At 58.0% G+C, this 23,718-nt stretch carries 23 protein-coding genes; 13 read left to right on the top strand and 10 right to left on the bottom strand.

What is annotated here, in order from left to right; all coding sequences use genetic code 11:
• Positions 1 to 125: 125 nt before the first annotated feature.
• From cysM to ACL2XO_RS19905, 3 genes are all read left to right on the top strand, one after another.
• Entirely contained in the window at positions 126 to 1,004 is an 879-nt protein-coding gene (gene cysM, locus ACL2XO_RS19915) for a cysteine synthase CysM (RefSeq protein WP_413741350.1), read from the top strand.
• A 237-nt stretch (positions 1,005 to 1,241) separates the two neighbouring features.
• A complete protein-coding gene (locus ACL2XO_RS19910) occupies positions 1,242 to 1,922 on the top strand; it encodes a response regulator transcription factor (protein ID WP_132927024.1) in 681 nt (226 codons plus the stop codon).
• Positions 1,922 to 3,256, top strand: coding sequence for an ATP-binding protein (locus tag ACL2XO_RS19905; RefSeq protein WP_413725177.1), 1,335 nt, complete (start codon positions 1,922 to 1,924; stop codon positions 3,254 to 3,256). Before ACL2XO_RS19910 ends, ACL2XO_RS19905 begins: the two co-directional genes overlap by 1 nt.
• 104 nt (positions 3,257 to 3,360) lie before the next feature.
• On the opposite strand, the gene crr is transcribed toward ACL2XO_RS19905, so the two are convergent.
• The 3 genes from crr to ptsH are packed head-to-tail and all read right to left on the bottom strand — an operon-like array spanning position 3,361 to position 5,950.
• Positions 3,361 to 3,870 carry a PTS glucose transporter subunit IIA gene (gene crr, locus ACL2XO_RS19900; protein WP_132927028.1) on the bottom strand — a complete coding sequence of 170 codons (510 nt, stop codon included), beginning with the start codon at positions 3,868 to 3,870 and terminating at the stop codon, positions 3,361 to 3,363.
• A gap of 41 nt (positions 3,871 to 3,911) precedes the next feature.
• Entirely contained in the window at positions 3,912 to 5,639 is a 1,728-nt protein-coding gene (gene ptsI / locus ACL2XO_RS19895; protein WP_413741349.1) for a phosphoenolpyruvate-protein phosphotransferase PtsI, read from the bottom strand.
• A gap of 53 nt (positions 5,640 to 5,692) precedes the next feature.
• A complete protein-coding gene (gene ptsH, locus ACL2XO_RS19890; RefSeq protein WP_132927032.1) occupies positions 5,693 to 5,950 on the bottom strand; it encodes a phosphocarrier protein Hpr in 258 nt (85 codons plus the stop codon).
• Positions 5,951 to 6,063: 113 nt separating this feature from the next.
• Here ptsH and ACL2XO_RS19885 point away from each other — a divergent pair, with 113 nt between their 5' ends.
• Entirely contained in the window at positions 6,064 to 6,294 is a 231-nt protein-coding gene (locus ACL2XO_RS19885) for a hypothetical protein (protein ID WP_413741348.1), read from the top strand.
• 69 nt (positions 6,295 to 6,363) lie between these two features.
• Here ACL2XO_RS19885 and cysK read toward each other — a convergent pair whose 3' ends face one another.
• Positions 6,364 to 7,332, bottom strand: coding sequence for a cysteine synthase A (gene cysK / locus ACL2XO_RS19880; protein WP_132927036.1), 969 nt, complete (start codon positions 7,330 to 7,332; stop codon positions 6,364 to 6,366).
• Between the two features lie 126 nt (positions 7,333 to 7,458).
• The gene (gene cysZ, locus ACL2XO_RS19875; protein ID WP_132927038.1) at positions 7,459 to 8,220 is read right to left on the bottom strand and encodes a sulfate transporter CysZ; all 762 of its coding nucleotides are present in this window, start codon (positions 8,218 to 8,220) and stop codon (positions 7,459 to 7,461) included.
• A 227-nt stretch (positions 8,221 to 8,447) separates the two neighbouring features.
• Between cysZ and zipA the strand changes: the two genes are divergently transcribed.
• From zipA to ACL2XO_RS19860, 3 genes are all read left to right on the top strand, one after another.
• Complete coding sequence (zipA, locus tag ACL2XO_RS19870) at positions 8,448 to 9,425, top strand: cell division protein ZipA (RefSeq protein WP_413741347.1); 978 nt, start codon at positions 8,448 to 8,450, stop codon at positions 9,423 to 9,425.
• A 91-nt stretch (positions 9,426 to 9,516) separates the two neighbouring features.
• The gene (gene ligA, locus ACL2XO_RS19865; protein ID WP_413725172.1) at positions 9,517 to 11,547 is read left to right on the top strand and encodes an NAD-dependent DNA ligase LigA; all 2,031 of its coding nucleotides are present in this window, start codon (positions 9,517 to 9,519) and stop codon (positions 11,545 to 11,547) included.
• A 20-nt stretch (positions 11,548 to 11,567) separates the two neighbouring features.
• Positions 11,568 to 11,783, top strand: a complete 216-nt coding sequence (locus ACL2XO_RS19860) for a DUF3820 family protein (RefSeq protein WP_132927044.1) — start codon at positions 11,568 to 11,570, stop codon at positions 11,781 to 11,783.
• On the opposite strand, the gene ACL2XO_RS19855 is transcribed toward ACL2XO_RS19860, so the two are convergent.
• The gene (locus tag ACL2XO_RS19855) at positions 11,769 to 12,995 is read right to left on the bottom strand and encodes a YbfB/YjiJ family MFS transporter (protein WP_413741346.1); all 1,227 of its coding nucleotides are present in this window, start codon (positions 12,993 to 12,995) and stop codon (positions 11,769 to 11,771) included. The two genes, ACL2XO_RS19860 and ACL2XO_RS19855, sit on opposite strands and share 15 nt — an antisense overlap.
• Positions 12,996 to 13,160: 165 nt before the next feature.
• Between ACL2XO_RS19855 and ACL2XO_RS19850 the strand changes: the two genes are divergently transcribed.
• Complete coding sequence (locus tag ACL2XO_RS19850; RefSeq protein ID WP_203523631.1) at positions 13,161 to 14,075, top strand: LysR family transcriptional regulator; 915 nt, start codon at positions 13,161 to 13,163, stop codon at positions 14,073 to 14,075.
• An 89-nt stretch (positions 14,076 to 14,164) separates the two neighbouring features.
• Here the strand turns inward: ACL2XO_RS19850 and ACL2XO_RS19845 are convergent, their stop codons facing one another.
• The 4 genes from ACL2XO_RS19845 to ACL2XO_RS19830 form a co-directional block, all read right to left on the bottom strand.
• Positions 14,165 to 15,097 carry a putative B6 ABC transporter permease subunit 1 gene (locus ACL2XO_RS19845; RefSeq protein WP_413741345.1) on the bottom strand — a complete coding sequence of 311 codons (933 nt, stop codon included), beginning with the start codon at positions 15,095 to 15,097 and terminating at the stop codon, positions 14,165 to 14,167.
• On the bottom strand, positions 15,097 to 16,194 hold the full coding sequence (locus ACL2XO_RS19840) for a putative B6 ABC transporter permease subunit 2 (protein WP_413741344.1): 1,098 nt from the start codon (positions 16,192 to 16,194) through the stop codon (positions 15,097 to 15,099). The genes ACL2XO_RS19845 and ACL2XO_RS19840 overlap by 1 nt, the downstream gene beginning before the upstream one ends.
• The gene (locus ACL2XO_RS19835; protein WP_413741343.1) at positions 16,191 to 17,894 is read right to left on the bottom strand and encodes a putative B6 ABC transporter ATP-binding protein; all 1,704 of its coding nucleotides are present in this window, start codon (positions 17,892 to 17,894) and stop codon (positions 16,191 to 16,193) included. Before ACL2XO_RS19835 ends, ACL2XO_RS19840 begins: the two co-directional genes overlap by 4 nt.
• A gap of 69 nt (positions 17,895 to 17,963) precedes the next feature.
• Complete coding sequence (locus ACL2XO_RS19830) at positions 17,964 to 18,995, bottom strand: putative B6 ABC transporter substrate-binding protein (protein WP_413725169.1); 1,032 nt, start codon at positions 18,993 to 18,995, stop codon at positions 17,964 to 17,966.
• Between the two features lie 117 nt (positions 18,996 to 19,112).
• Here ACL2XO_RS19830 and ACL2XO_RS19825 point away from each other — a divergent pair, with 117 nt between their 5' ends.
• The 5 genes from ACL2XO_RS19825 (at position 19,113) to eutC (ending at position 23,676) form a co-directional block, all read left to right on the top strand.
• Complete coding sequence (locus ACL2XO_RS19825) at positions 19,113 to 19,523, top strand: hypothetical protein (protein ID WP_132927049.1); 411 nt, start codon at positions 19,113 to 19,115, stop codon at positions 19,521 to 19,523.
• A gap of 100 nt (positions 19,524 to 19,623) precedes the next feature.
• The gene (locus ACL2XO_RS19820) at positions 19,624 to 19,848 is read left to right on the top strand and encodes a hypothetical protein (protein WP_413743117.1); all 225 of its coding nucleotides are present in this window, start codon (positions 19,624 to 19,626) and stop codon (positions 19,846 to 19,848) included.
• Positions 19,849 to 20,031: 183 nt separating this feature from the next.
• Positions 20,032 to 21,417: an ethanolamine permease gene (gene eat / locus ACL2XO_RS19815; protein WP_132927067.1), complete on the top strand. Its 1,386-nt coding sequence runs from the start codon at positions 20,032 to 20,034 to the stop codon at positions 21,415 to 21,417.
• A 13-nt stretch (positions 21,418 to 21,430) separates the two neighbouring features.
• Positions 21,431 to 22,828 carry an ethanolamine ammonia-lyase subunit EutB gene (locus ACL2XO_RS19810; protein ID WP_413725167.1) on the top strand — a complete coding sequence of 466 codons (1,398 nt, stop codon included), beginning with the start codon at positions 21,431 to 21,433 and terminating at the stop codon, positions 22,826 to 22,828.
• Positions 22,825 to 23,676, top strand: a complete 852-nt coding sequence (gene eutC, locus ACL2XO_RS19805) for an ethanolamine ammonia-lyase subunit EutC (RefSeq protein WP_165934263.1) — start codon at positions 22,825 to 22,827, stop codon at positions 23,674 to 23,676. Before ACL2XO_RS19810 ends, eutC begins: the two co-directional genes overlap by 4 nt.
• Positions 23,677 to 23,718 lie beyond the last annotated feature (42 nt).

Here is a 23,718-nt window from a genome sequence, read left to right as displayed (position 1 = left end):
ATATATAATCTGATATTATAAAAATTGATGTATTTTATGAATTATTGATAACACATGATTTTTCGCGATCTGCCCACCCCCTTCAAAGCGGCCCGATGGCCGCTGGTCTTTATCGGAATTCGGCCGTGACAACACTAGAGCAATGCATAGGCAATACCCCGCTGGTGGCATTACAGCGCCTGGGGCGGGAAACCGGCTGTGATATCCGGGTCAAGCTTGAAGGGAATAACCCGGCCGGGTCGGTGAAAGATCGCGCCGCGCTGGCGATGATTCAACAGGCGGAGCTGCGCGGCGAAATTATTCCCGGCGACCGGCTTATCGAGGCCACCAGCGGCAATACCGGTATCGCCCTGGCGATGATCGCCGCCTTGAAAGGTTACCGGATGACGCTGCTGATGCCTGATAACATGAGCATAGAGCGGCAGTCGGCCATGCGGGCCTATGGCGCTCAATTGATACTGGTGCCACGGGAACAGGGCATGGAGGGCGCGCGGGATCTGGCGCAGGAGATGCAGCGCCGGGGCGAGGGCCGCGTACTGGATCAATTTAATAACCCGGACAACGCCTTTGCGCATTTCGCGGCCACCGGGCCGGAAATCTGGCGGCAAACCGAGGGGAAGGTAACGCATTTTGTTTCCAGCATGGGTACCACCGGCACCATCACCGGCGTCGCCCGGTTTCTGAAAAGCCGGCGCGGCGAGGTGCAGATCATCGGGCTGCAGCCGGAGGAGGGTAGCGCCATACCCGGTATTCGCCGCTGGCCGCTGTCCTATATGCCGGGAATATTCCGTCCGGAACTGGTGGACCGGATTCTGGATATCGGACAATCCGAAGCCGAAGAGACCATGCGCCTGCTGGCCCGTGAAGAGGGTATTTTTTGCGGGGTCAGCTCCGGCGGCGCGGTGGCGGGAGCGCTGAGGATTGCCGCCGAGCGGCCGGGCGGCCTGATTGTGGCCATCATTGCCGATCGCGGCGATCGTTACCTTTCCACCGGCGTGTTTTAATGAGCAACGTCGCTGCTGTATCCCCCGCACGCTCCCGGTAATACCCTCATGCCGCCATTGACGTGGCGGCGGAAAAATGATGTCTGCCCACAATAATGTAATTACCGCGATAATTGTAACAGGAGGTCTATAATCCCTGGAACGCCGGCGCCATTATCAGGTCATAGCATACACTCTGGTTATTTATGCTGTGCCGGGGCATACCTTAATCAGTCGCGGCTTCAATGGAGAACGAATATGAATATCTTACTGGTTGATGATGACAAGGAACTGGGCAAGATGCTGAGCGATTATCTTACCGCCGAGGGGTTTGCCACGTCATGGGTCCCAACGGGAAAACAGGGCGTGTCGGGCGCGTTGTCAGGTGACTATACCGCGATGATCCTGGACATCATGCTGCCGGACATGAGCGGCACCGATGTGCTGCGGCTGGTGCGTAAAGACAGCCGAATCCCCATCATCATGCTGACCGCCAAAGGGGACAATATCGACCGGGTGATCGGGCTGGAAATGGGCGCCGACGATTATATGCCCAAACCCTGCTATCCCCGTGAACTGGTGGCGCGCCTGCGGGCGGTGCTGCGCCGTTTTGACGAGCAGCATGAGGAACCGGCCGATGCGGGCGCGGTGGTTTACGGCGACCTGGTGTTGAACCCGGCCACGCGCAGCAGCCATTGGCAGGGCAAGTCGTTCGACCTTACCGCGTCGGAGTTCAATTTGCTCGAATTGCTGATGCGCACGCCGGATCGCGTGGTATCGAAAGATGATTTATCGGAAAAAGGGCTGGGGCGCCGCCGCGAGGCTTACGATCGCAGCGTGGATGTGCATATCAGCAATATCCGGCAGAAGCTTGCGCTGCTGGCTGACAGCAGCCTGAGCATTGAAACGGTACGCAGCATAGGATACCGGATCCGTTAATGAGCACCCGCGGAAGGTTATTCTGGAAAATCCTGCTGGGATTCTGGCTGATATTTTTATTGATAACCCAGCTGCTGTGGGCGGGCTTTTCATTGTACGGCAGCCATCATGAACCCCCTGAAGAGAGCATGGCCAGGCGCATGGCTGAGCTTCAGTTAGCTTCGGCGGCCTCGGTTATGGCCCGCGGCGGTTTGCCGGCGCTGAACGCCCTGATGGCCGACTGGCCGGCCCCACAGCGGCAATTCTTTTCATTCGGCCCGGCTCCCGGCTTAAGTCCGGCTGCCGGCACTGACGTCGCGCCATCGGAGCAAAACCGTTTTTCCGAGCCTTTCATTACCCGGCAAGTGACGCTGCCCGACGGCCGGGCGTATCAACTGCGCTACGATATTCAATCGTTGCGCCGGTCCTCCCATCCCGGTTCGCGCGGCAGCATTTTACATATGCCCAGCCCGCTGTTCTGGCTGGGCATGGCGGTGGGATTGCTGTTCAGCCTGTTGCTGGCCTGGAACCTGACGCGGCCGATGCGGCAGTTGCGCCGGGCCTTTGCCCGGGTGGCCCAGGGGGATCTGACGGTGCGTTTATATCCCGTGATGCGCCGCCGCCATGATGAGATAACCGATGTGGCCCGGGATTTCGATGCCATGGCCGAGCGGCTGCACGTGCTGGTGAGCGCCAGGGAGGCCCTGCTGCACGATGTCTCCCATGAACTGCGCTCGCCGCTGGCCCGGTTGCAGTTGGCTATCGGACTGGCGCACCAGAATCCGAAAAATGTCGGCTCTTCGCTGGATCGCATTGAACATGAAGCCGGCAGGCTGGACCGGATGATCGGCGAACTGCTGGCGCTGTCCCGTGCGGAAAACCAGGGCACGCCGGGGGATGACTATTTTGACCTGCTGGGCCTGCTTGAGGCGGTGGTGAATGACGCCCGCTACGAGGCGCAGGTCCCTGGAGTGGAAATCCGGCTGATAGCCCATCAGCCGGAGGATTATACCGTCAAAGGCAATGCGGAAATGATGCGGCGCGGGGTGGAAAATATCGTGCGCAATGCGCTGCGTTTTTCCACCCAGGGTCAGCAGGTCACGGTAACCTTGAGCCGGGAAGATGCTTGGCTGGTGGTGACGGTGAGCGATCAAGGCCCAGGGGTGGATGAGAGCAAATTGTCCAGCATCTTCGACCCCTTTGTCAGGGTGAATTCCCCCCAGGCGGGCAAAGGCTACGGTCTGGGACTGGCCATCACGCGCAAAGTGGTGCTGGCCCATGGCGGACAGGTGGAAGCGCATAACGAATCCGGCGGCGGGCTGTTGATCCTTATCCGCATTCCACATTGGCGTTAGCCATGCACATGCAAAAACGCAAACGGCACTCACCGTAATTATAGTGAGTGCCGCCGCTGGTCAAGATTTCACAACGTTGCTGTTAACCCGCCGGTTGCCGGCGGTTATTTTTTAATGCGGATGATCGGGGTTTCGCCTACTACGACGCTACCGGATAATTTGATCAGTTCCTTGATTTCATCCATGTTGGAAATGACCACCGGTGTCAGGGTGGATTTCGCTTTTTCTTCCAGCAGCGGAAGATCAAACTCGATAACCACGTCGCCTTTTTTCACGCGCTGACCTTCTTGGGCGATACGTTTGAATCCTTCGCCCTTTAGCTCAACGGTATCGATGCCGAAATGGACAAAAAGCTCGATGCCGCTGTCCGATTCGATGGAAAAAGCATGGTTGGTTTCAAAAATTTTTCCAATGGTGCCGTCCACCGGTGCCACCATTTTGTTCCCACTGGGCTTAATGGCAATACCGTCGCCGACGATCTTTTCGGCGAAAACGACATCTGGCACATCTTCAATGTTAACTATTTCACCTGATAGTGGTGCAACAATTTCAATGCTTCCCGTGTCTTTCTTATCATCGGAAACCAGAGATTTCAGTTTATCGAACAAACCCATGATCTTCTCCTAAGCATTTATATCGGGTCAGCGTCGTGAAATCAGCAGAGCGTTTTTTCTTCAATGAACTTATTCACCAGATTCATCAGCTCTTCCGCGGTAGGCTGAGCTAAAGCTTCCTCTGCTAACGCTTTTGCATCACCAAAATTTGTATTACGTATAATTTTCTTGATGCGCGGGATAGAGATAGCACTCATGCTGAATTCATCCAGTCCCATCCCTAATAACAGTAGTGTAGCACGTTCGTCACCTGCCAGCTCGCCGCACATACCGGTCCATTTACCTTCCGCGTGGGATGCGTCGATAACCTGTTTGATCAATGTCAACACGGAGGGAGCCATTGGGTTATAAAGATGCGAAATTAATTCGTTACCGCGATCCACCGCCAGAGTATATTGCGTTAAGTCATTTGTTCCAATACTAAAAAAATCCACTTCTTTAGCCAGATGGTGGGCAATGGTGGCGGCGGCCGGTGTTTCCACCATAACGCCTACTTCTATTTCTTCATCGAACGCCTTGCCTTCCCCGCGCAATTGCTCTTTCAGCAGATCCAATTCGCCTTTCAGTTCGCGCACTTCTTCTACCGAAATGATCATCGGGTACATGATACGCAGCTTGCCGAACGAGGAGGCCCGCAAAATGGCGCGCAGCTGCGCATGCAGCATTTCCTTGCGATCCAGCCCGATACGGATGGCGCGCCAGCCGAGGAAAGGATTGTCTTCTTTGGGCAGGTTCATATAGGGCAAATCTTTATCGCCGCCGATATCCATGGTACGCACAATGATGGAGCCGGTGGACAGGGATTCCGCCACGGCTTTATAAGCCTGGAATTGTTCTTCTTCGCTGGGCAGGGTATCGCGGTCCATAAAAAGGAACTCGGTACGGTACAGGCCGACGCCTTCGGCTCCGTTGCGTTCCGCCCCGGCCACATCGCGCACGGTACCGATATTGGCGCAGACTTCCACCTGATGGCCGTCAAGGGTAATGGCGGGCAGGTCCTTGAGTTTGGCCAGTTCGGTCTTTTCCTGCACATACTGGCTGTAGAGCGCCTTGAGTTGTTCGATTTTTTCCGGCGTCGGATTGATATAGACCTGGTTATTCACCGCGTCCAAAATCAGATAATCACCATTGCTCACTGACTTGGTGACGCTGCCGGTGCCCACGATGGCCGGCAGTTCGAGGGAACGGGCCATAATGGAGGTATGAGAGGTCCTGCCGCCCAGGTCGGTGACAAACCCCAGCACCTTATCAAGATTGAGCTGGGCGGTTTCCGACGGCGTCAAATCGGTGGCCACCAGCACGACTTCTTCGCTGATCGAGCTTAAATCGATGATCGGCATGCCGAGGATATTCCTCAGCAGCCGTTTACCGATATCGCGGACATCGGTGGCGCGCTCCTTGAGGTATTCGTCGTCGAGTTCTTCCAGCGCCTTGGCCTGGGTCTCGATAACGTTGTAAGCGGCGGCGTCCGCCGTCGCGAGTTCGTCTTTGATAAGGGCTATGATATCCTGCTCAAGCTCTTCGTCTTCCAGCAACATGATATGGCCTTCGAAGATTGCTTCCTTTTCTTCACCGAAGGTTTCGCCGGCTTTGGTTTTAATCGCTTCCAGCTGTGCGGATGCTTTGGCACGCCCGGCCAGAAAACGCTCGATTTCCTGCTCAACCTGGCTGGCAGGAATTTTCTTCCGGTTGATGATAATCTCATCTTCCTTCAGGAGGAGCGCCTTACCAAAGGCGATACCCGGTGATGCTAAAATGCCTGAAATCATAACCCTACCTTACTCACTCATATCTCGCGTTGACTTAAAAGACCGGGCCGGGATTACTCAAGCTCTGCCATCAATTTAACCAAGTGTTCAACCGCTTTTTGTTCGTCTTCGCCTTCGGCGATAATGGAAACGACGGTGCCCTGAGTCAGGCCGAGGGTTTGTAATTTGAACAGGCTTTTGGCGCTGGCGCTTTTACCGTTGGAACTAACCGTGATGTCGGAAACGAAGCCTTTGGCTTCTTTTACAAATTGTGCGGCGGGGCGGGTATGAAGACCGTTAGGTGCAGTAATTGTAACTTCTTGCTGGAACATTATGTTTCCCCAACTTATTAGATGATATCAATGTTGTGGGGCTAAAGTTTAGCTTAAAGGCGGACTTTAGCCTATATGGTTAGTGCCTGAGTATGTTACAAAGGCGAAGATGTATGCGAGCAAAAAACGGTATAAAAGCATTTCTGGCTAAATCTTGTGAAGGCTTTGTTATGCCGTTACGCTACCAATCATTATGCCGTTTTTTAATCAAAATCTATAGGGCGTTAATCGATTCAGCTACAAGAACAATTAATAGCCTGATTAATTTCATACATCGAAATAATTGTCCGCTTAAATACAAGGCAGAGCCAACAAAATCAGTTATGCAGGGGGCAAAAATATGATCCAGTCCACAAAAAAGCACCCGGACGGGTGCTTGATAGAGGTGAATTGTGGGCGAGGGAGCCGTACACTTATTGCTGTAGTTCTTTTTCTGTGAACAGATCCGCAAAAAGCGCGGTGCTCAGATAACGTTCGCCGGAAGAGGGCAGGATCACCACGATGGTTTTGTTGGCGAAAGCTTCGTCTTCCTGAAGCTTGAGGGCAGCGGCCACGGCGGCGCCGGAGGAGATACCCGCCAGGATGCCTTCTTCTTCCATCAGGCGGCGCGCGGTGCTGATGGCTTCGTCGTTGGTGATTTTGACGACGCGGTCAATCAGGCTCAAATCGAGATTGTCGGGGATGAATCCGGCGCCGATGCCCTGGATTTTATGCGGACCGGGTTTGATTTCTTCCCCTGCCAGCGCCTGGCTTATCACCGGTGAATCGGTGGGCTCGACCGCCACGGAAATCACCTTTTTGCCCTTGGTGTTCTTCAGATAGCGGCTCACGCCGGTGATGGTACCGCCGGTGCCTACCCCGGCAATAAAGACATCCACGTCGCCGTCGGTGTCTTCCCAGATTTCCGGGCCGGTGGTTTGTTCATGAATGGCTGGATTGGACGGGTTACTGAACTGCTGCAGCATCAGGTAACGCTTGGGATCGGTGGCGACGATTTCTTCGGCCTTGGCAATGGCCCCTTTCATCCCTTTCGGGCCTTCGGTCAGCACCAGGTTGGCACCCAGCGCCTTGAGCAATTTACGACGTTCGATACTCATGGTTTCCGGCATGGTCAGGGTGAGTTTATAACCCCGCGCCGCCGCGACATAGGCCAGCGCGATACCGGTATTGCCGCTGGTGGGCTCAACCAGTTCCACACCCTGTTTCAGGACGCCGCGCTTTTCCGCGTCCCAGATCATGTTGGCGCCGATACGGCATTTCACGCTGAAGCTCGGATTGCGTGATTCCACTTTGGCCAGGATGCGGCCGTTGCCGATGCGGTTCAAACGTACCAGCGGGGTGTGGCCGATGGTATAGGAATTATCTTCGTAAATATTGCTCATGACCGATCCTTTACTGTTTATGCCAATCTAGGGAATGATAATCAGAGCATACCCTTTCAGGTTGATGACGGAAGTGAAAGAAAAGTATATCGATATGTTATTAAGACATAAGTTTTAAGAACAGGTTCACTGTCCCGTGGGTTTGGTGAATTCGTCACGATAGCTGTCCACCCACATGGCGGTGGCGCCGCAAACCGCCACCGGCATAATCAGCAGGTTCAGCACCGGAATCGCCGTGCAAATCCCCACCATGGCGCCGAACTGCATATTGCGGATTTTATGGCGCCGCAGCGCATGGCGCATGGCCGCGAAACCGACTTTGTGATTATCGAAAGGATAGTCGCAATATTGTATGGTCATCATCCAGGCGCCGAAAAAAAACCACAGCACCGGCGCCGCCGTCTGGCCGAAAACAGGGATAAAATGCAGAATCAGCAGTATGAGCGCCCGCGGCAGGTAATAGCGCAGCTTCAGCCATTCGCGGTGCATGACCCGGGGCAAGTCTTTGAGCAGCGCCACCACCCCGCTGTCGGGCAGTCGCCGGCCGGTCAGCCGCGCCTCCAGCTGCTCCGACAGCATGCCGCTGAACGGGGCGGCGATGGCGTTGGCCACGGTGCTGAAAAAATAGCTGAAGATCAGCACCACCGCCAGAATGGAGAGTGGCCAGATGATATAGCCCAGCCAGTGCAGCCAGGCGGGCATATGTTCCACCAATTGCGGGATCCACAGGTGCAGACGGGAATAGAGCCACCAGAAAGCGCCCCCCAGCAGCAAAATATTCACCAGCAGCGGCAGAATGACAAATCGCCTGATGCCGGGCAGGGTGATCAATCGCCATCCGCGGACAAAATAATGGAAGCCACTACGGGATTTTATGTCGTTAAGCATTTTTTTTCGCCGTTTTCTCACCGATAAAAAGAAAAATTGGTGTATGGGTTATCATGAAATTCTGCTGTTTTGGGACTTTTGTTCGAAAAAACAGCAAAAAAATGTGCTGACGCTATCTTTATTGTCAGAAAGTACCGTGCGGACTTGCACTTGTCTACGCAGGCAAATAGAGTTAAGAGAGTAAATGTTTGCCGCGTTGGCAATGAATTAGAACAACTGAGATGGCAATGATGCAGGATTTGCGTCTGATATTAATCGTTGTTGGTGCGATCGCTATCATAGCGTTGCTATTACACGGCCTGTGGACCAGCCGTAAAGAGCGCTCATCGGTTTTTCGCGATCGACCGGTTAAACGACTGAAACAAGATCGTCAGGAACAGGACGAGCCTCCGCTTGAAGAGCGTGAAGAAGGTGTGGGCGAGGTTCGGGTTACCAAGCTGCGAACCGACGAACCTTCGTTTGGGCAATATGATACCCCTGAACATGATTCCAGGCCGCCGGAGGTGTTAAAAACGCCGGCGCGTTCCAGATCGGATTTCGATCCCCTGCTGGATGACGCGGCGGAAGAAGACGAAGAGCCCGCGGCCGCGCCGAGACCCCGCCATAAATCCTTTTTCGCCAAGCGCGCATCGGCCCGCGCCGAGGAGTCGGCGGCTTCGGCCCATCAGCCGGAGCTGTTCGGCGACGATGACCTCAGGCATGTCCCCACGTCGTCGGCATCGGTCCCCGCCGGGGAAGAGCGCCGTTCGCCGCAGGAGCCGGCGGAACCGGTTAAACGCAAAGAGACGGTGCTGGTGCTGCATGTCGCCGCCCACAACGGCACGCTCATAGGCGGCGAGGAGCTGCTGCAAAGCATCTTGCAGTCGGGATTGCAGTTCGGTGAAATGAATATTTTCCACCGCCACCTCAATCCGGCGGGCAGCGGCCCGGTACTGTTCAGCCTGGCGAATATGGTGAAACCGGGGTCTTTCGATCCGGAAGGAATGGGCTCCTTCACCACTCCCGGCGTGTCGATGTTCATGATGGTGCCTTCCTACGGCGACGCTAATCAGAACTTTAAACTCATGCTGCAATCGGCGCAGCGTATCGCCGATGATTGCGGCGGCGTGGTGCTGGATGATGAGCGCCGCATGCTGACGCCGCAGAAGCTGGATACGTACAAAGCGCGGATCCGCGAGGTGCTTGAGGTGAAGAACGGCGCCTGAGGTGACGAGGTTTTCGTGCCGGTTTTTACGTTTTAACGATTCGGTCATAATAACCCCCGCTTGCGGGGGTTTTTTTCGCTGACGGTGAGCTATGGAACAGATCGACCAAAAAATCAACGCGCTGCGCGCCCAGCTGCGTCATCATGAATATCAGTACCATGTCCTGGATGCGCCGGAAGTGCCGGATGCGGAATACGATCGGTTGATGGCGGAATTACGCGAGCTTGAAACCCAGCATCCGGAGTTGCTCACTGCCGATTCCCCCACTCAGCGGGTCGGCGGAGCGCCGCTTACCGCTTTCAGCCAGGTCCGCCATGAAGTGCCGATGCTCTCCCTGGATAATGTGTTCGACGAAGAGAGCTTTCTGGCCTTTAACAAACGGGTGATGGATCGCCTGAGAAGCGACGACGACCTGACGTTTTGCTGTGAACTGAAACTGGACGGCCTGGCGGTGAGCCTGCTGTATGAAAACGGTGAGCTGGTACGCGCCGCAACGCGGGGCGATGGCACCACCGGCGAGAATATCACCTCCAACGTCCGCACTATCCGCACCATCCCGCTGCGTTTGCGAGACGGCAACGGAGCCATTCCCCGCCGCCTGGAAATCCGCGGTGAAGTGTTCATGTCCGAAGACGGTTTTCGTAAGCTCAATGAGACCGCCGCTCGGGAGGGGGGAAAAGTCTTCGCCAACCCCCGTAACGCCGCCGCCGGTTCCCTGCGACAGCTTGATCCGTCCATTACCGCTAAACGCCCGCTGACATTTTTCTGTTATGGCGTCGGCCTGCTTGAAGAGGGCGAACTGCCGGGCAGCCACTGGGAGCGTTTGCAGCTGTTCAAGACCTGGGGCGTGCCGGTGAGCAATCGTATCGAGCGCTGCACCGGCAGCGGGCAGGTACTGGATTTCTATCGCCGGATCCAGGCAGAACGGTCGTCGCTGGGTTTTGATATCGATGGCGTGGTGATTAAAGTGGATTCCATGGCCCTGCAGCAGCGCCTGGGGTTCGTCGCCCGCGCGCCGCGCTGGGCCATCGCCTATAAATTCCCGGCCCAGGAGCAAATGACCCGGGTGCGGGATGTGGAGTTCCAGGTGGGCCGTACCGGCGCCATCACGCCGGTGGCCCGTCTGGAGCCGGTGCTGGTGTCCGGGGCCATGGTCAGCAACGCCACCCTGCATAACGCCGATGAAATCGAGCGCTTGGGGGTACGTATCGGTGATACCGTGATAATCCGCCGCGCCGGGGACGTTATTCCGCAGGTGGTGGGTGTGGTGCTGGACCGGCGGCCGGCGGATGCCCGGCCGGTGGTATTCCCCACCCACTGCCCGGTGTGCGGCTCAGACGTGGAACGGGTGGAGGGGGAAGCGGCGGCGCGCTGTACCGCCGGCCTGGTCTGCGGGGCCCAGCGTAAAGAGTCGCTGAAGCATTTCGTTTCACGCCGGGCCCTTGATGTGGACGGTATGGGGGATAAAATCATTGATCAGCTGGTGGAGCGCGAACTGGTAAAAACCCCCGCCGATCTGTTCCGTCTTGGCAAAGAGAGCCTGGCGCGCCTGGAACGCATGGGTCCCAAGTCGGCGCAAAATCTGGTGGAAGCCCTGGAAACCGCAAAACAGACCACCTTTGCCCGTTTCCTTTACGCGCTGGGGATTCGCGAAGTAGGGGAAGCCACGGCGGTAAGCCTGGCGGCGGAGTTTAAAACCCTGGACGCACTGTATGCCGCTGACATCGAAGACCTGGTGGCGGTGCAGGATATCGGCCCGATAGTGGCGGCTCATGTGCGTAATTTCTTTGAAGAGCAGCATAATCTGGACGTTATCGCCGAGCTTATCGGGCCGGAGATCGGCATTCACTGGCCGGCGCCGGTGATGGCCCCCGCGGCCGGGGACATCGACCATCCTTTTGCCGGCAAAACCGTGGTATTGACCGGGTCGCTATCCGGCCTGTCGCGGGATGAGGCCAAGGATCGCCTGGTGGCCCTGGGGGCGAAGGTCAGCGGCAGCGTCTCGGCGAAAACCGATCTGGTGATTGCCGGGGAAGCGGCCGGTTCCAAGCTGACCAAGGCCCAGCAGTTGAATATCAAGGTTATCGATGAAGCGGAAATGATGCGCCTGTTGGGTGAATAACGCGGTGCCGGGAGGGGAAAATGGAAAAAGAAGATCTGGTCGCCATCGCCAATACCGAAATGCCCTTCGGTAAATACCAGGGCCGGGCGCTTATCGATTTGCCCGAGCCGTACCTGCTTTGGTTTGCCCGGCAGGGTGAGTTCCCCGCCGGCCGGCTGGGTGAGCTGATGTCCATCACCCTGGCGATTAAAATCGAAGGGCTGGAAGGGCTTATCAAGCCGTTAAAACGGAAATAGCAACGGAATGAGCCTGAGGCTTTTCACCAGCGGGCCGATGACCAACGCCAGCAGCAGCGTGATGGCGGCGCTCAGGAACAGCAGCCGATGGTTGTCTCCGGAGATGCTGAGGATCCCCGAGCAGGCGTAGCCGGCAGCGGCCATGGATGCTGCGGTGACAATGGTCACCCGGGCCCAGACGACATTTTGCGTTCCGGTGTCGTGGGGGATCAAATCGTGCGTCCTGGCCAGAAATACCGGCACCACGCCGGTGGCGAAGCTGCCGATGACCAGGGTTGATAAGGCAATCACCGTATAGCTGCCGGTATGGTAAAGGCAGCCGGCAGCCAGCCCCTGAAGCAGCAAAACCAGCCGGGTAAATATACGGATCCCCATACGGTCGGCGAGTACTCCATACAACGGCGGACCGAAAATTGCGCCGACGCCATATAACATCCAGAAACGAGCTCCCGCCCCGGCCCCGGCGCCCAGTTCCCGCGTGATGAAATCCACCAGAAATACCGTCCCCGGAACCAGGCTGGCGGCCATTAATGCGGTTTCCAGGTAGAACAGGCGAAAAGCGGCGTTGGAACGATGCGGGCCGTGAGTCTTGGCGTTCTTCCCCGGACTGTTTAAGGTCAGCGGCGACGAGGGTGGCCAGCCGAACCAGCTCGCCGCGGTAAACAGCGCGGACAGCGCCGCCAGTCCGAACCAGGCTTCCCGTAATCCCATGTGCAGTAAAAATGGAATCAGGGTGCTGGAGCCGGCGATGCCGAGCCCCATCCCGAGAAAAATCCCGCCGCTTGCCAATCCCTTGCGCGTGCCGGGGACATGAGGAAGTATGGTGGAGGTCACCAGTATCATAATGATGCCGCCGGCGACGCCCGACAGAAGCCGCCAGCCAAAAAACCACGCCACCGATACCGGAAACCCGCAGGCCAGGAATGCAACCGTGGCCAACACCATCATCAGGCGCAGCGCGGTGACATTCGACACATGGCCGATCAATCGATGGGCCGCCAGCGCGCCCAATAAATAACCGGCCAAATTCGCGGCGCCGAGGTAAGCGGCGTCTCCGGCGGGAAACCAATGCTGCTGGATAAGGACCGGAAGCAGCGGCGCGTAGCCGAAACGGGCTAGTCCGATGCTCACCAGACTGGCGCATAAGCCTGAAAATATGTAACCCCCGATGGTTTTTCGGCCGGGGGGATGGGACATCGTCTGAGTCGGCATACTATTGTGTCCTAAGGAATGGCTGAAAACCGTTATGAATCCATATTGTTAAAGAGGGTCTATTTGCACCCCCAGGCAGCGCCAAACGTCGCCCATTCAAGGTAAGGTTGATACTAATATGAATCAAGCGTAAGATTTTCATCTCTAATATTCGAGATAAGCATAATGATTGATGGCTTGAGGGCGTTTTTAGCGGTATTCGAAGGGCAGTCGTTAAGTAAGGCGGCGGATAAGCTGTCGCTGACACAGTCCGCCGTGTCGCGGCGCATTCAACAATTGGAAGTCACGCTCGGCGGCGCATTATTCGATCGGTCAAGCAAACCCCTTAAACCGACACCGTTGGCTCATCGTATCCATGCCAGATCATGGGAACTGTTGCGTAACGCCGAGGAGCTGTTTGCGCTGGCCAACGTGGAGAGCGAGCCAACCGGCACATTGCGGCTCGGTGTGACTCACGCCATCGGCGATGTGGTTTCGCTGTCGTTATTGACCCGATTAAAAACCGAATTTCCCGCCCTTGATGTGCAATTGTGTTCTGACTGGACCGCCGGCCTGCTGCAGAAAATCGATGCCGCCCAGGTGGACGCCGCTGTGGTGATGTTCGCCGCCGGTGTCCGCCCTCCCGCTTACCTCGAGGTCCGATCCCTGGCCACCCTGCATGCCGTGGTCATTCAAAGCAGGAAAGCCCCGGCCTTTACCGGTTCAGCCACCCTGGCCGGGCTGAGCGGACAAAATTGGATCTTGAACGCCAAAGGCTGCGGCTACCGGGATGCATTTGTCCGCGAGATGCATAGCCGCGGCGTTGATATGCGTATCTGCGTCGAATCGCAGAGCATTGACGAACAGCTGCGTTTTATCGCCTCCGGCCTGGGGCTGGGCCTGATATCGCGGGAATTTCTTTACCATGGGACAGGCAAATACGAGGTCAGTATCGTTGATGTGCAGGATTTTTTGCAGCCGATAAGCCTTTGCCTGGTGCATGTGAATGGATTGGGGAGCCTGACCAAAACCCTTGATGCCATGACCGCCACGATTAATGAGACGTTATCCCGCCTGGCGCAGGACAATACATCGCGGTAAATTAAATTGCGGCAGACAATGTACGGTGAAAAACCGAGTCGCGACCCTGCAATGAATACGGCGTCTCAGTGGCCGCAACTCCCCTTGCCTCAGCGAGATCCACGGATATACGGAGTACCCAGCGCGCTGGGCAGATTGGCCCGTCGTCCGAAGATTAACAGTACCAGCATCACCGCAATAAACGGCAGCATCTGGATGACATCGGTGGGCACCGCCACCCCCAGGACCTGCAGCGCGGTGGTGAGGGATAAACAGGCGCCGAATAATAATGCCCCCCCCAGCACCCATAACGGCCTGCCGCGCGCCAGCATCGCCAGCACGATGGCGATAAACCCGTTGCCCTGCGTCATGTAAGGCACAAATATTCCCGCCCCGATTTGCGACATAAACGCGCCGCCCGCGCCCGCCAGCAGGCCGGTGGTCAGCACCGCCAGCGTGCGGATCCATAGCACATCCACCCCGGCGGCATCCAGGGCGACGGGTTTTTCGCCGGCGGCCTGCAGGGACAATCCCAGGTTGGTATAACGGTAGATCAGGGCGAACAGCGCCACGGCGGCGATGGCCAGGTAGACAATGGGCGGCTGATTGAAGAGGATCCGGCCGATAAAGGGAATATGGGAGAGCAGCGGCAGGGGCAGGGTATCGACGCTGCCCAGCCGCGGATAGGTGCGGCTGAACTGGATATATTGCAGCAGGGCCGTGGCCCCTTCGGCTCCCAGGGTGAGGGCGATGCCGATCACGATCTGATTAAGGCGCAGCCAGACGCAGCACAGGGACATCAACGCGGCGACGCCCATACCGCCCAGGGCGCCCGCCAGCAGACCCAGGCTCATGGACTGGGTATGCCAGGCAATATAAAACCCCAGGTACGCGCCGGTAAGCATCATGCCTTCCAGACCGATATTCAACACTCCGGCCTTTTCGGACAACTGTTCCCCCAGCCCCGCCAGCAGCAGTGGCACGCCGGCGACAATCGCCCCCAGCAGCAGTGAACTCAAAAACCCCTGGCTCAGTAGATCCATCACAGACTCCCGTCCCTGTCGCGTCGCCGCTGCGCCACCATCTCCAGCAGTGCGAACACGAACAGCAGGATGGCCACCGTCACCAGGGTAAAATGGTTGGGTACGCCCATCCTGCGGGCCGCGCTCTCGCTGCCGATAGACAGCACCGAAAAAATAAAGACAAATGCGATGGTGCCGTAGCCGTTGAACCGGGCCAGGAATACCAGCGGCACCACCACCAGGCTGTAGGCCGGGTTCCAGTCCGCCCGCACATTGCCCTCGATGCCCAGCACTTCCACCGCGCCCGCCAGGCCGGCCAGCGCGCTTGACAGGGCGAACACCGCTACGGTCAGAAGCCCCAGCGGCAAACCCGCATGGATCGCCGCCCGTGGGTTGGCGCCGATGGTGCGTAGCTGTAAACCGAATGCCGTTCGCGTCATCAGGGCATGCACCGCGATAACCGCCGCCAGGCCGATAAGCAGACCGCTGGAAATATTCGTGCCGAATAAAGACGGTAGCCGGTGCTCATAGGGCAGGGTTCGGGTCTCCGGCACCGTGGTGCCGGCATCGAAAAACACCAGTTTCACCAGCACGTTCGCCAGGGAAACGCCTAAAAATGACATCATCAGGCTGGTGATGATTTCGTTAATATCCTGCCAGGCTTTGAGCATGGCGGGCAATAACGACCACAGCGCCCCCATCACCGCTCCTACCGCCAGCCCCGTTGTCAATGTCAGCCAGACCGGCGAGCCGAGGCTATCAAGAGGCGCCGCCAGCGCCGAGGCCAGAACCGCTCCCAATAAAAACTGCCCGTCGCCGCCGAGGTTCCACAATCCGGCGCGAAACGCGACAATCAGGCTGGCGCCGATCAGCAGCAGCGGCCCCATGCGGGTCAGCGTGGCCTGGAATCCCACCGGCGTCAGCAGCCCTTTGCGCAGGATAAAACCATAATACTCCAGGGGATTGACGCCCATGAGCAGCAGCAGGCCGCCGGTGATCAGCAGGGCGATAATGACCGGTCCCACAGACCAGCCGACCTGGGCCAAGACATTTTTCAACCGGGCCAGCGCCGGCCCGCGGCGGGACAGCGCACGAGCACCTTCGGATTGGCCGCTCATAGCGTTATTCCGCTCATCAGTTCGCCGATTTGGCTGCGGGCGCGGGGTCCCTTGGCCACCATGCCGACAATTCTGCCGCCGGACATCACCCCGATGCGGTCCGCCAGCCCCAGTAACTCCTCCATATCGGTGGAGATCAGAATGACCGCCATGCCGGCGCGGGCCGACCGGCGTATGCGCTCGCGGACCGCCGTCATATTCCGTACGTCCAGTCCGTGGGTGGGTTTGGCAAATATTACCATCCGGGCCGGGCCGCCGAGTTCCCGGGCCAGCAGCGCTTTCTGAATATTTCCGCCGGATAATTTGCCGATGGGTGTATCAACTTCCGGGGTGCGGATATCATATTCGGCGATACGCTCACGAGCATGGCGGGCTATGTCCTCCGGCTGTTCAATGCCCCGTCGCCAGAAAGGCGCTTCGCCTATTTGTTTCAACAGCAGGTTGATAGACACCGGGAACCCCCCCACGGTGCCTTCACCCAGCCGATCGTCGGTGACATATCGCAGGCCGAGCTTGCGCCGCTGGCCGATGCTTAGCTGTTCAATGGCTTCCCCCGCCAGCAAAATCCGGCCGCCGGCCAGGGGGCGCTGACCCGCCAGCGCCTCCGCCAGCTGTTTTTGTCCGTTGCCGTCAATACCGGCAATGCCGACGATTTCCCCGGCGGACACCTCAAGATTAATGTCCCTCAGGGGAACCAACGCATCGTTCACCGCCAGTGCCTGGACTGCAAGCACCGGCCCGGCGGCGACATGGACGTCGAATGTGTCCTTGGTATCGGCATTTTTCCCGGCGCGCGCGTCGTAAGCGGTATCATCGTTCCCGATGGCCGCGAGGCGGCTTGCAGCAGTCGGCATCTCATTTGCCGAGGAGCCGTCAAGGATTGCACCGTTCCCGGTACTCGTGGGAGAACCAACAGGGGTAGTGTCGCCGTCATCGGCGGATAAATTGAACATCAGTTGCATCACTTCGCGAGTGGCCTGTTCCGTGGTCAGGGTTTTCAGGCGTTGCGGGTTGATTTCACCCACCTTGCGTCCCCGGCGCAATACCGAGATTCTGTCGCCCCAGGCCAGGGCTTCGTTGAGTTTGTGGGTAATAAATACCACCGCCATTCCCTGCGCCACCAGCCGCCGCATCAATTGACCCAATTCATCGGCGTTGTTCGGCGTCAGCATGGCGGTGGCTTCATCCAATATAAGCACCCGGCTGCCGCGCAACAGGGAGCGGACGATCTCCGCCTGCTGCTGCTCTCCCAGGGACAGCGACCCCGCCAGGGCGAACGGGTTTACCCGCACCCCGATATCCCGGGCAATCTGTCCGACCCGCTCGGCGTAAAAACGGCGGGCCGGCCGCCGCCACCAGGGATCTCCCAGGGCGATATTATCCACCACGCTCAGACCGGGCACCATCATGGCATGCTGGAATACCGTGCCGATCCCCAACGCCAGCGCCCGCCGCGGCGAGTATAGAACCTCTCCCCGGCCATTAACGGCGATTTCACCCTCATCCGGCCGCTGCAAACCGGCCAGCATCGCCACCAGGGTGGATTTACCGGCGCCGTTTTCTCCCAACAATACGTGAACCTCTCCGGCCCACAGCGTCAAATCGATATGGTCATTGGCGACAATACCCGGGAAACGTTTGGTGAGCCCATTGACGGTGACGACGGGAGATGCCGCTGCGGGCAGATTCTGGCTCATCATATTCTCTTCTTGTGAAATGGCCGGAGCGTTACGGATGGGCAAGACTCCGGCGAGGCGACAGCAACAGGGCTATTCGCTTTTTGCCGCCAGCAGGTCGTGTAGCGTTTTAGCGTCGTAATCCGCCGGCACGGTGATTTTCCCGCTGATTATCTCGTCGCGCACCTGATTGACGCTTTGCCAGATGTCCTCGGGGATATGTTTGGTTTTCAACAGACTGATAGAGCCGTCCGCCAGGGAGGTTTTATAGTTGTGGGTGCCGAATTTATCCTGCTTGAGGTCTTCAATCATGGCGGTGAAGACCGGCGTTAAATTCCATAATACCGAACTGAGCAGATTGCCTTTATCAATGCTGGATTTATCGCCCACCACATCGATGAAATAGACTTTACCGCCGTCCAGAGCCGGGGTGGTTTCCACCGCTTGCAGCATGCCGAAGCTCGAACCGTTGCCTTGGCCGAAGATGATATCCGCTCCGGCGGCAATAACCGATGCCGTAACCCGCTTGCCGCCGGCGGCATCGCTGTAGGCCGCCGGGCCGATGACCGCATAGCGGATTTTGATGTCTTTCCTGGCCGCACGGGCCCCCAGGATAAACGCCGTGGCCTGAGCGTTCCAGGCGGGCGGTTCGCCGGACACCACGATGCCGACAATGCCGCTGCGGGACATTTTAGCCGCCAGGGTGCCGGCCAGATAGGCTCCTTCCTGCCCGCTGACGGTATAGTCCGCCACTTTGCCGGCTTTCAGGGACGACGGGCTGTCGGTCACCGCCACCGCAATCTTGGTTTGCGCCGCGATTTCCGGCGCCGCCTGGTTGTAGCCGCTGGCATGGGCGATAATCAACTGCGCCCCGTCATCCGCCAAATCGCGCAGAGTGGGCCGCACATCGCCGTAACCGAGATTCTCCGCCACCTGGACTTTTACGCCCTCTTTGGCGCCCGCCGCCTTGGCGGCGGCGATCCCCTGCTGATTCCAGCCGAAATCGGTGCCGGGTTCGGGGGTTAATATCGCAATGGAACTGATTTGCGCAGCGAACGTCGCCGGACACCCCGCTATCATGGCCGACGCCAGGGTTGCATATGTTAACCACCTCTTCACCATCATGCTTTTTCCTTAATAAATAATATGATTGACAACGCAGCGAATACGCTCTTTCCTGTTGCTTTCCGTCCGGCAGACCAGTTCTTACACGAGGATGCAATGAAATCAAAGGGGCTAGTATTGTCCTGTTTTTTATTTTTCACCACCGCAATCTATGCCGGTGAACCGGCTGAAAGCCAGCGCGGCGCCCAGGGCCTGCTGCCTTTTTCACTTACCGTCGGCAATGGCGGCACATCCCCCTTGGATTGCCAGGCCACCACCGCCCACTGGTATTCCCTGGATCTGGGCCGGGTGGCGGCCGGCAAAAAAATCTCCGCGCCGCTATGGAAAAATCTCGCCAGCGGCGAAGTGATTATCCTTAACGAGCATCAGGACCGGATGCCGGTGCAGCGCATCTGGTGCGGCGCCGAAGGTCAATCCTGGCAAACCCGCAGCGAGGTTATCCTGCCCACCGGGCGGGGAGAACGTCCGCAATCGATTGCCCTCACCTGTGCAAGCCTTGCCGGATCTGTGGCCTGCCGGCCGGATTAAGGGGGATGTCCACAACGTTCAGCGCGCAATATCATGCGCTTTCGGGGAACAGGATGAAAGTAGGGCGGGGGAGTAAATATTTTGCGCCGCCGGTGGGCGGTTGTACCGCCCAGGATTGGCGAAAGCGGATGCGAACTGGATCGATCTTTACTACAGCCCGTACCGCAACGTCAGCCGCAAGAACATCAAGAATTTCGATCAAAATCCCCTGGGCCGTTTCACCCTGGAAGATACCGAAAAACTGTATTCGGCAAGGGGGAACCATGCTGTTCCCCCGCGTGGCGAAGGTCGTCTTTGCTTTGCGTGCACCGCCGCAGGCCATTGACGTTGGTTAAGGGTAAAATGACGCACCGGAACAGGGCGGTCTTGTTATCGCCCGACGGTCAAAACGGCGCAGTATGCTATTATCATATTGAAAATTCTATTAAATCAGCCGGTTGTCTTATCATTGCCTAAATTGGTATGACCTTTGCAATTTACAAATACTTACGTATCAAAGGACATCGCCATGGAAAACAACAAAACGGTACCCGGACTGAAACGCACGCTGGGGAGTTTTCATCTCTGGGGTATCGCGGTCGGTCTGGTTATTTCCGGTGAGTATTTCGGCTGGAGCTATGGCTGGGCCCAGGCGGGGACGCTGGGGTTCCTGATTACCGCCCTGGCCATCGCCGCCATGTACTGCGCCTTTATTTTCAGTTTCACCGAATTGACCACCTCCATTCCCCACGCCGGCGGTCCTTTCGCGTATGCCCACCGTGCCTTCGGCCCCACCGGCGGCTTTATCGCCGGCTTCGCCACCCTGGTGGAATTCGTTTTCGCCCCGCCGGCCATCGCCATGGCCATCGGCGCCTATCTCAACGTCCAGTTTCCGGCGGTGGAGCCCAAATGGGTGGCGGTGGGGGCCTACGTTGTGTTCATGATACTCAATATACTCGGCGTCGGTATCGCCGCCGCCTTTGAGCTGCTGGTCACGTTGCTGGCCATATTCGAACTGCTGGTCTTTATGGGCGTCGTGGCGCCGGGATTCGATTTTGCCAATTTTACCCGCGGCGGCTGGGCCGGCGCGGAACACTTCAGCGTCGGCGCGATTTCCGGTATTTTCGCCGCCATTCCCTTTGCCATCTGGTTCTTTTTAGCCATAGAGGGGGCGTCCATGGCGGCGGAGGAAGCGAAAGACCCCCAGCGCACCATTCCAAGGGCATTTATCGGCGGTATTTTAACCCTGACGGTGCTGGCTCTTGGCGTTATGATCTTTGCCGGCGGCGTCGGCGACTGGACCAAGCTTGCCGACATCAACGACCCGCTGCCCCAGGCGATGAAAATCATTGTCGGCGGCAGCAGCGGCTGGCTGCATATGCTGGTGTGGCTGGGATTGTTCGGTCTTATCGCGTCATTTCACGGTATCATCATGGGCTATTCGCGGCAGATCTTTGCCCTGGCGCGCGCCGGTTATCTGCCAAAACCCCTCTCCAGGGTCAACCGCCGGTTCCGCACGCCCCATTGGGGCATTATCGCCGGCGGCGTGGTGGGTATCGCGGCAATATTTTCCGATTCGCTGATTATTATCGGCGGCCAGCCCCTGACGGCAAACATCGTCACCATGTCGGTATTCGGTGCTATTGTGATGTACATTATCTCCATGGCGTCGCTATTCAGGCTGCGCCGTCTGGAACCGCGGCTGACCCGGCCGTTCCGGGCGCCCATGTACCCCCTGGCGCCGGCGTTCGCGCTGGTGATGGCGGTCATCTGCCTGGTGGCCATGATTTATTATAACCAGCTCTTGTTCATGATTTTCGCCGTCATGATGCTGCTGGGTTATGCTTATTTCCGCCTGACCCGCCACGCCCGCGACCGGGCGGCGCCGGATGCACAGTTGACGTTAACGGAGTAATCCGGGAGGAGCGATGTTTCAAGCCACATTAGGCCATCGTCATTATCGTTTCGCCGATTTACGGGACCTGATGGCCAAGGCGTCGCCGCCGCGCTCCGGCGATTATCTGGCGGAGATTGCCGCCGCCAGCGCCGAAGAGCGTATGGCGGCGCGTATTGCGCTGGCGGATTTGCCGCTGCGCGTTTTTTTGCAGCAACCCCTGATCCCCTATGAAGAGGATGAGGTCACGCGCCTGATTATCGACAGCCATGACGAGGAAGCGTTCGCCCCGGTTTCCCATCTGACGGTGGGGGATTTTCGCGACTGGCTGCTTTCCGAGCGCACCGACAGCGCCCGCCTGGCCTATGTGGCGCCCGGCATAACGCCGGAAATGGCGGCGGCGGTGAGCAAAATCATGCGCAACCAGGATTTGATTCTGGTGGCGAAAAAATGCCGGGTGATCACCCGCTTTCGCAATACCATCGGTCTACCCGGCCATATGAGCGTGCGGCTGCAGCCCAACCATCCCACCGACGACCTGAAAGGGATCGCCGCCAGCATGCTGGACGGTTTGCTGTATGGCTGCGGCGACGCGGTAATTGGTATCAACCCGGCCAGCGACAGCCTGCCGCTGCTGGAAAAACTCAACTATATGCTCGACGATGTTATCAGCCACTTCGCCATTCCCACCCAGTCATGCGTATTGACCCATGTCACCAATACCATCAAGCTGATTGAGCGCGGGGCGCCGGTGGATCTGGTCTTCCAGTCCATTGCCGGAACCGAGGCGGCCAACGCCGGCTTCGGTATCAACCTCGCACTGCTGGAGGAGGCCAGGCAGGCGGCGTTAAGCCTGCGGCGCGGCACCCTGGGTGATAACGTCATGTATTTCGAGACCGGGCAGGGCAGCTGCCTGTCCGCCAATGCCCATCACGGCGTCGATCAGCAGACCTGCGAAGCACGGGCCTACGCCATCGCCCGGCGCTTCAAGCCGCTGCTGATCAATACCGTGGTGGGATTTATCGGGCCGGAATACCTCTATGACGGCAAGCAGATCATCCGCGCCGGGCTGGAAGATCACTTCTGCGGTAAACTGCTGGGGGTTCCCCTCGGGTGCGACGTCTGTTACACCAACCATGCCGAAGCCGATCAGGATGACATGGATACCTTACTGACGCTGCTGGGGGCCGCCGGGCTGACCTTTTTAATCGGCGTGCCGGGGGCGGACGATATTATGCTCAACTACCAGAGCACGTCGTTTCACGATGCGCTGTATATACGTGAACTGCTCGGACTCAAGCACGCGCCGGAATTTTCCGACTGGCTAAAACGCATGCAAATCATCGATGCCGACGGGCGGCTGCGCGATACCGGCAGCCGGCATCCGCTATTGCAGCATTTACCCCATCTGGGCGGCGGGAGTGAGCTATGAGTAAAATCGATCCGCCCTTGGCCGGCAAATTTCCGGTGGGTAATGTGATTCACGATAATCCATGGGAAAGCCTGCGGGAATTCACCGCGGCCCGTATCGCCCTGGGCCGCGCCGGCGCCAGCCTGCCGACGCGGGAAGTACTGAAGTTCGGCCTGGCCCATGCCCAGGCCCGCGATGCGGTGCACCAGCCCTTCGACAGCGAGGCGCTGGCGGCCCGGTTGGCGGCGGACGGCCTGACTACCCTGACGGTGCACAGCGCGGCCGCCAGCCGGGAGACTTTTTTATGCCGGCCCGATCTCGGCCGCAGGCTGGGCGATGACAGTCGGCGAATGCTGCTGGAATATCCTGATAAAGAGGCCGACCTGCTGCTGGTGGTGGGGGACGGCCTATCTTCCAAGGCCGTTCACCGGCAGGCGGTGCCGTTTATCCGGGCATTGCTGCCCTATCTGGCTGTCCTCGGCCTCAAGCCGGCGCCGGTGGTGCTGGCGCATCAATCGCGGGTGGCATTGGGGGATGACATCGGCGAGTGCCTCCGGGCCAAAACGGTGGCGATACTTATCGGCGAACGCCCCGGCCTGTCCTCGCCGGACAGCCTGGGGATCTATTTTACCTGGGGACCGAATACCCGGCGCCTGGAATCGGAGCGCAACTGTATTTCCAATATCCGGCCCGAGGGGTTGGATTATCCCCAGGCGGCCTTTAAGCTGGCGTGGCTGCTGGAGCAGTCCCTGCATCGTCGTTTATCGGGCATCGGGCTTAAGGATGAAAGCGACAACCCGGCGCTATACGGTGTGGTCAAACCGCTGTTCGGCCAGGAGGAACCGCATCTTCCGCCGGCGAAATTGTGATGATGGATCAAGATGACAGATATACTGGTGAATATCTCCAGG

The sequence above is a fragment of the Sodalis sp. RH15 genome (assembly GCF_047324255.1).
GTDB classification, from domain to species: Bacteria; Pseudomonadota; Gammaproteobacteria; order Enterobacterales; family Enterobacteriaceae; genus Acerihabitans; species Acerihabitans ligni.
Note: the sequence above shows the minus strand (reverse complement) of the source record. Positions and strands in the feature narration are given on the sequence as shown.

Coding starts and splice junctions, on each gene's coding strand:
- ACL2XO_RS19910 (WP_132927024.1), top strand. CDS start 1,242: ATGAATATCTTACTGGTTGATGATGACAAGGAACTGGGCAAGATGCTG.
- ptsH (WP_132927032.1), bottom strand. CDS start 5,950: ATGTTCCAGCAAGAAGTTACAATTACTGCACCTAACGGTCTTCATACC.
- ptsI (WP_413741349.1), bottom strand. CDS start 5,639: ATGATTTCAGGCATTTTAGCATCACCGGGTATCGCCTTTGGTAAGGCG.
- cysZ (WP_132927038.1), bottom strand. CDS start 8,220: ATGCTTAACGACATAAAATCCCGTAGTGGCTTCCATTATTTTGTCCGC.
- ACL2XO_RS19810 (WP_413725167.1), top strand. CDS start 21,431: ATGTTTCAAGCCACATTAGGCCATCGTCATTATCGTTTCGCCGATTTA.
- ligA (WP_413725172.1), top strand. CDS start 9,517: ATGGAACAGATCGACCAAAAAATCAACGCGCTGCGCGCCCAGCTGCGT.
- zipA (WP_413741347.1), top strand. CDS start 8,448: ATGATGCAGGATTTGCGTCTGATATTAATCGTTGTTGGTGCGATCGCT.
- ACL2XO_RS19855 (WP_413741346.1), bottom strand. CDS start 12,995: ATGCCGACTCAGACGATGTCCCATCCCCCCGGCCGAAAAACCATCGGG.
- ACL2XO_RS19885 (WP_413741348.1), top strand. CDS start 6,064: ATGCGAGCAAAAAACGGTATAAAAGCATTTCTGGCTAAATCTTGTGAA.
- cysK (WP_132927036.1), bottom strand. CDS start 7,332: ATGAGCAATATTTACGAAGATAATTCCTATACCATCGGCCACACCCCG.
- ACL2XO_RS19905 (WP_413725177.1), top strand. CDS start 1,922: ATGAGCACCCGCGGAAGGTTATTCTGGAAAATCCTGCTGGGATTCTGG.
- crr (WP_132927028.1), bottom strand. CDS start 3,870: ATGGGTTTGTTCGATAAACTGAAATCTCTGGTTTCCGATGATAAGAAA.
- eutC (WP_165934263.1), top strand. CDS start 22,825: ATGAGTAAAATCGATCCGCCCTTGGCCGGCAAATTTCCGGTGGGTAAT.
- ACL2XO_RS19835 (WP_413741343.1), bottom strand. CDS start 17,894: ATGATGAGCCAGAATCTGCCCGCAGCGGCATCTCCCGTCGTCACCGTC.
- eat (WP_132927067.1), top strand. CDS start 20,032: ATGGAAAACAACAAAACGGTACCCGGACTGAAACGCACGCTGGGGAGT.
- ACL2XO_RS19830 (WP_413725169.1), bottom strand. CDS start 18,995: ATGATGGTGAAGAGGTGGTTAACATATGCAACCCTGGCGTCGGCCATG.
- ACL2XO_RS19850 (WP_203523631.1), top strand. CDS start 13,161: ATGATTGATGGCTTGAGGGCGTTTTTAGCGGTATTCGAAGGGCAGTCG.
- ACL2XO_RS19860 (WP_132927044.1), top strand. CDS start 11,568: ATGGAAAAAGAAGATCTGGTCGCCATCGCCAATACCGAAATGCCCTTC.
- ACL2XO_RS19845 (WP_413741345.1), bottom strand. CDS start 15,097: ATGGATCTACTGAGCCAGGGGTTTTTGAGTTCACTGCTGCTGGGGGCG.
- ACL2XO_RS19840 (WP_413741344.1), bottom strand. CDS start 16,194: ATGAGCGGCCAATCCGAAGGTGCTCGTGCGCTGTCCCGCCGCGGGCCG.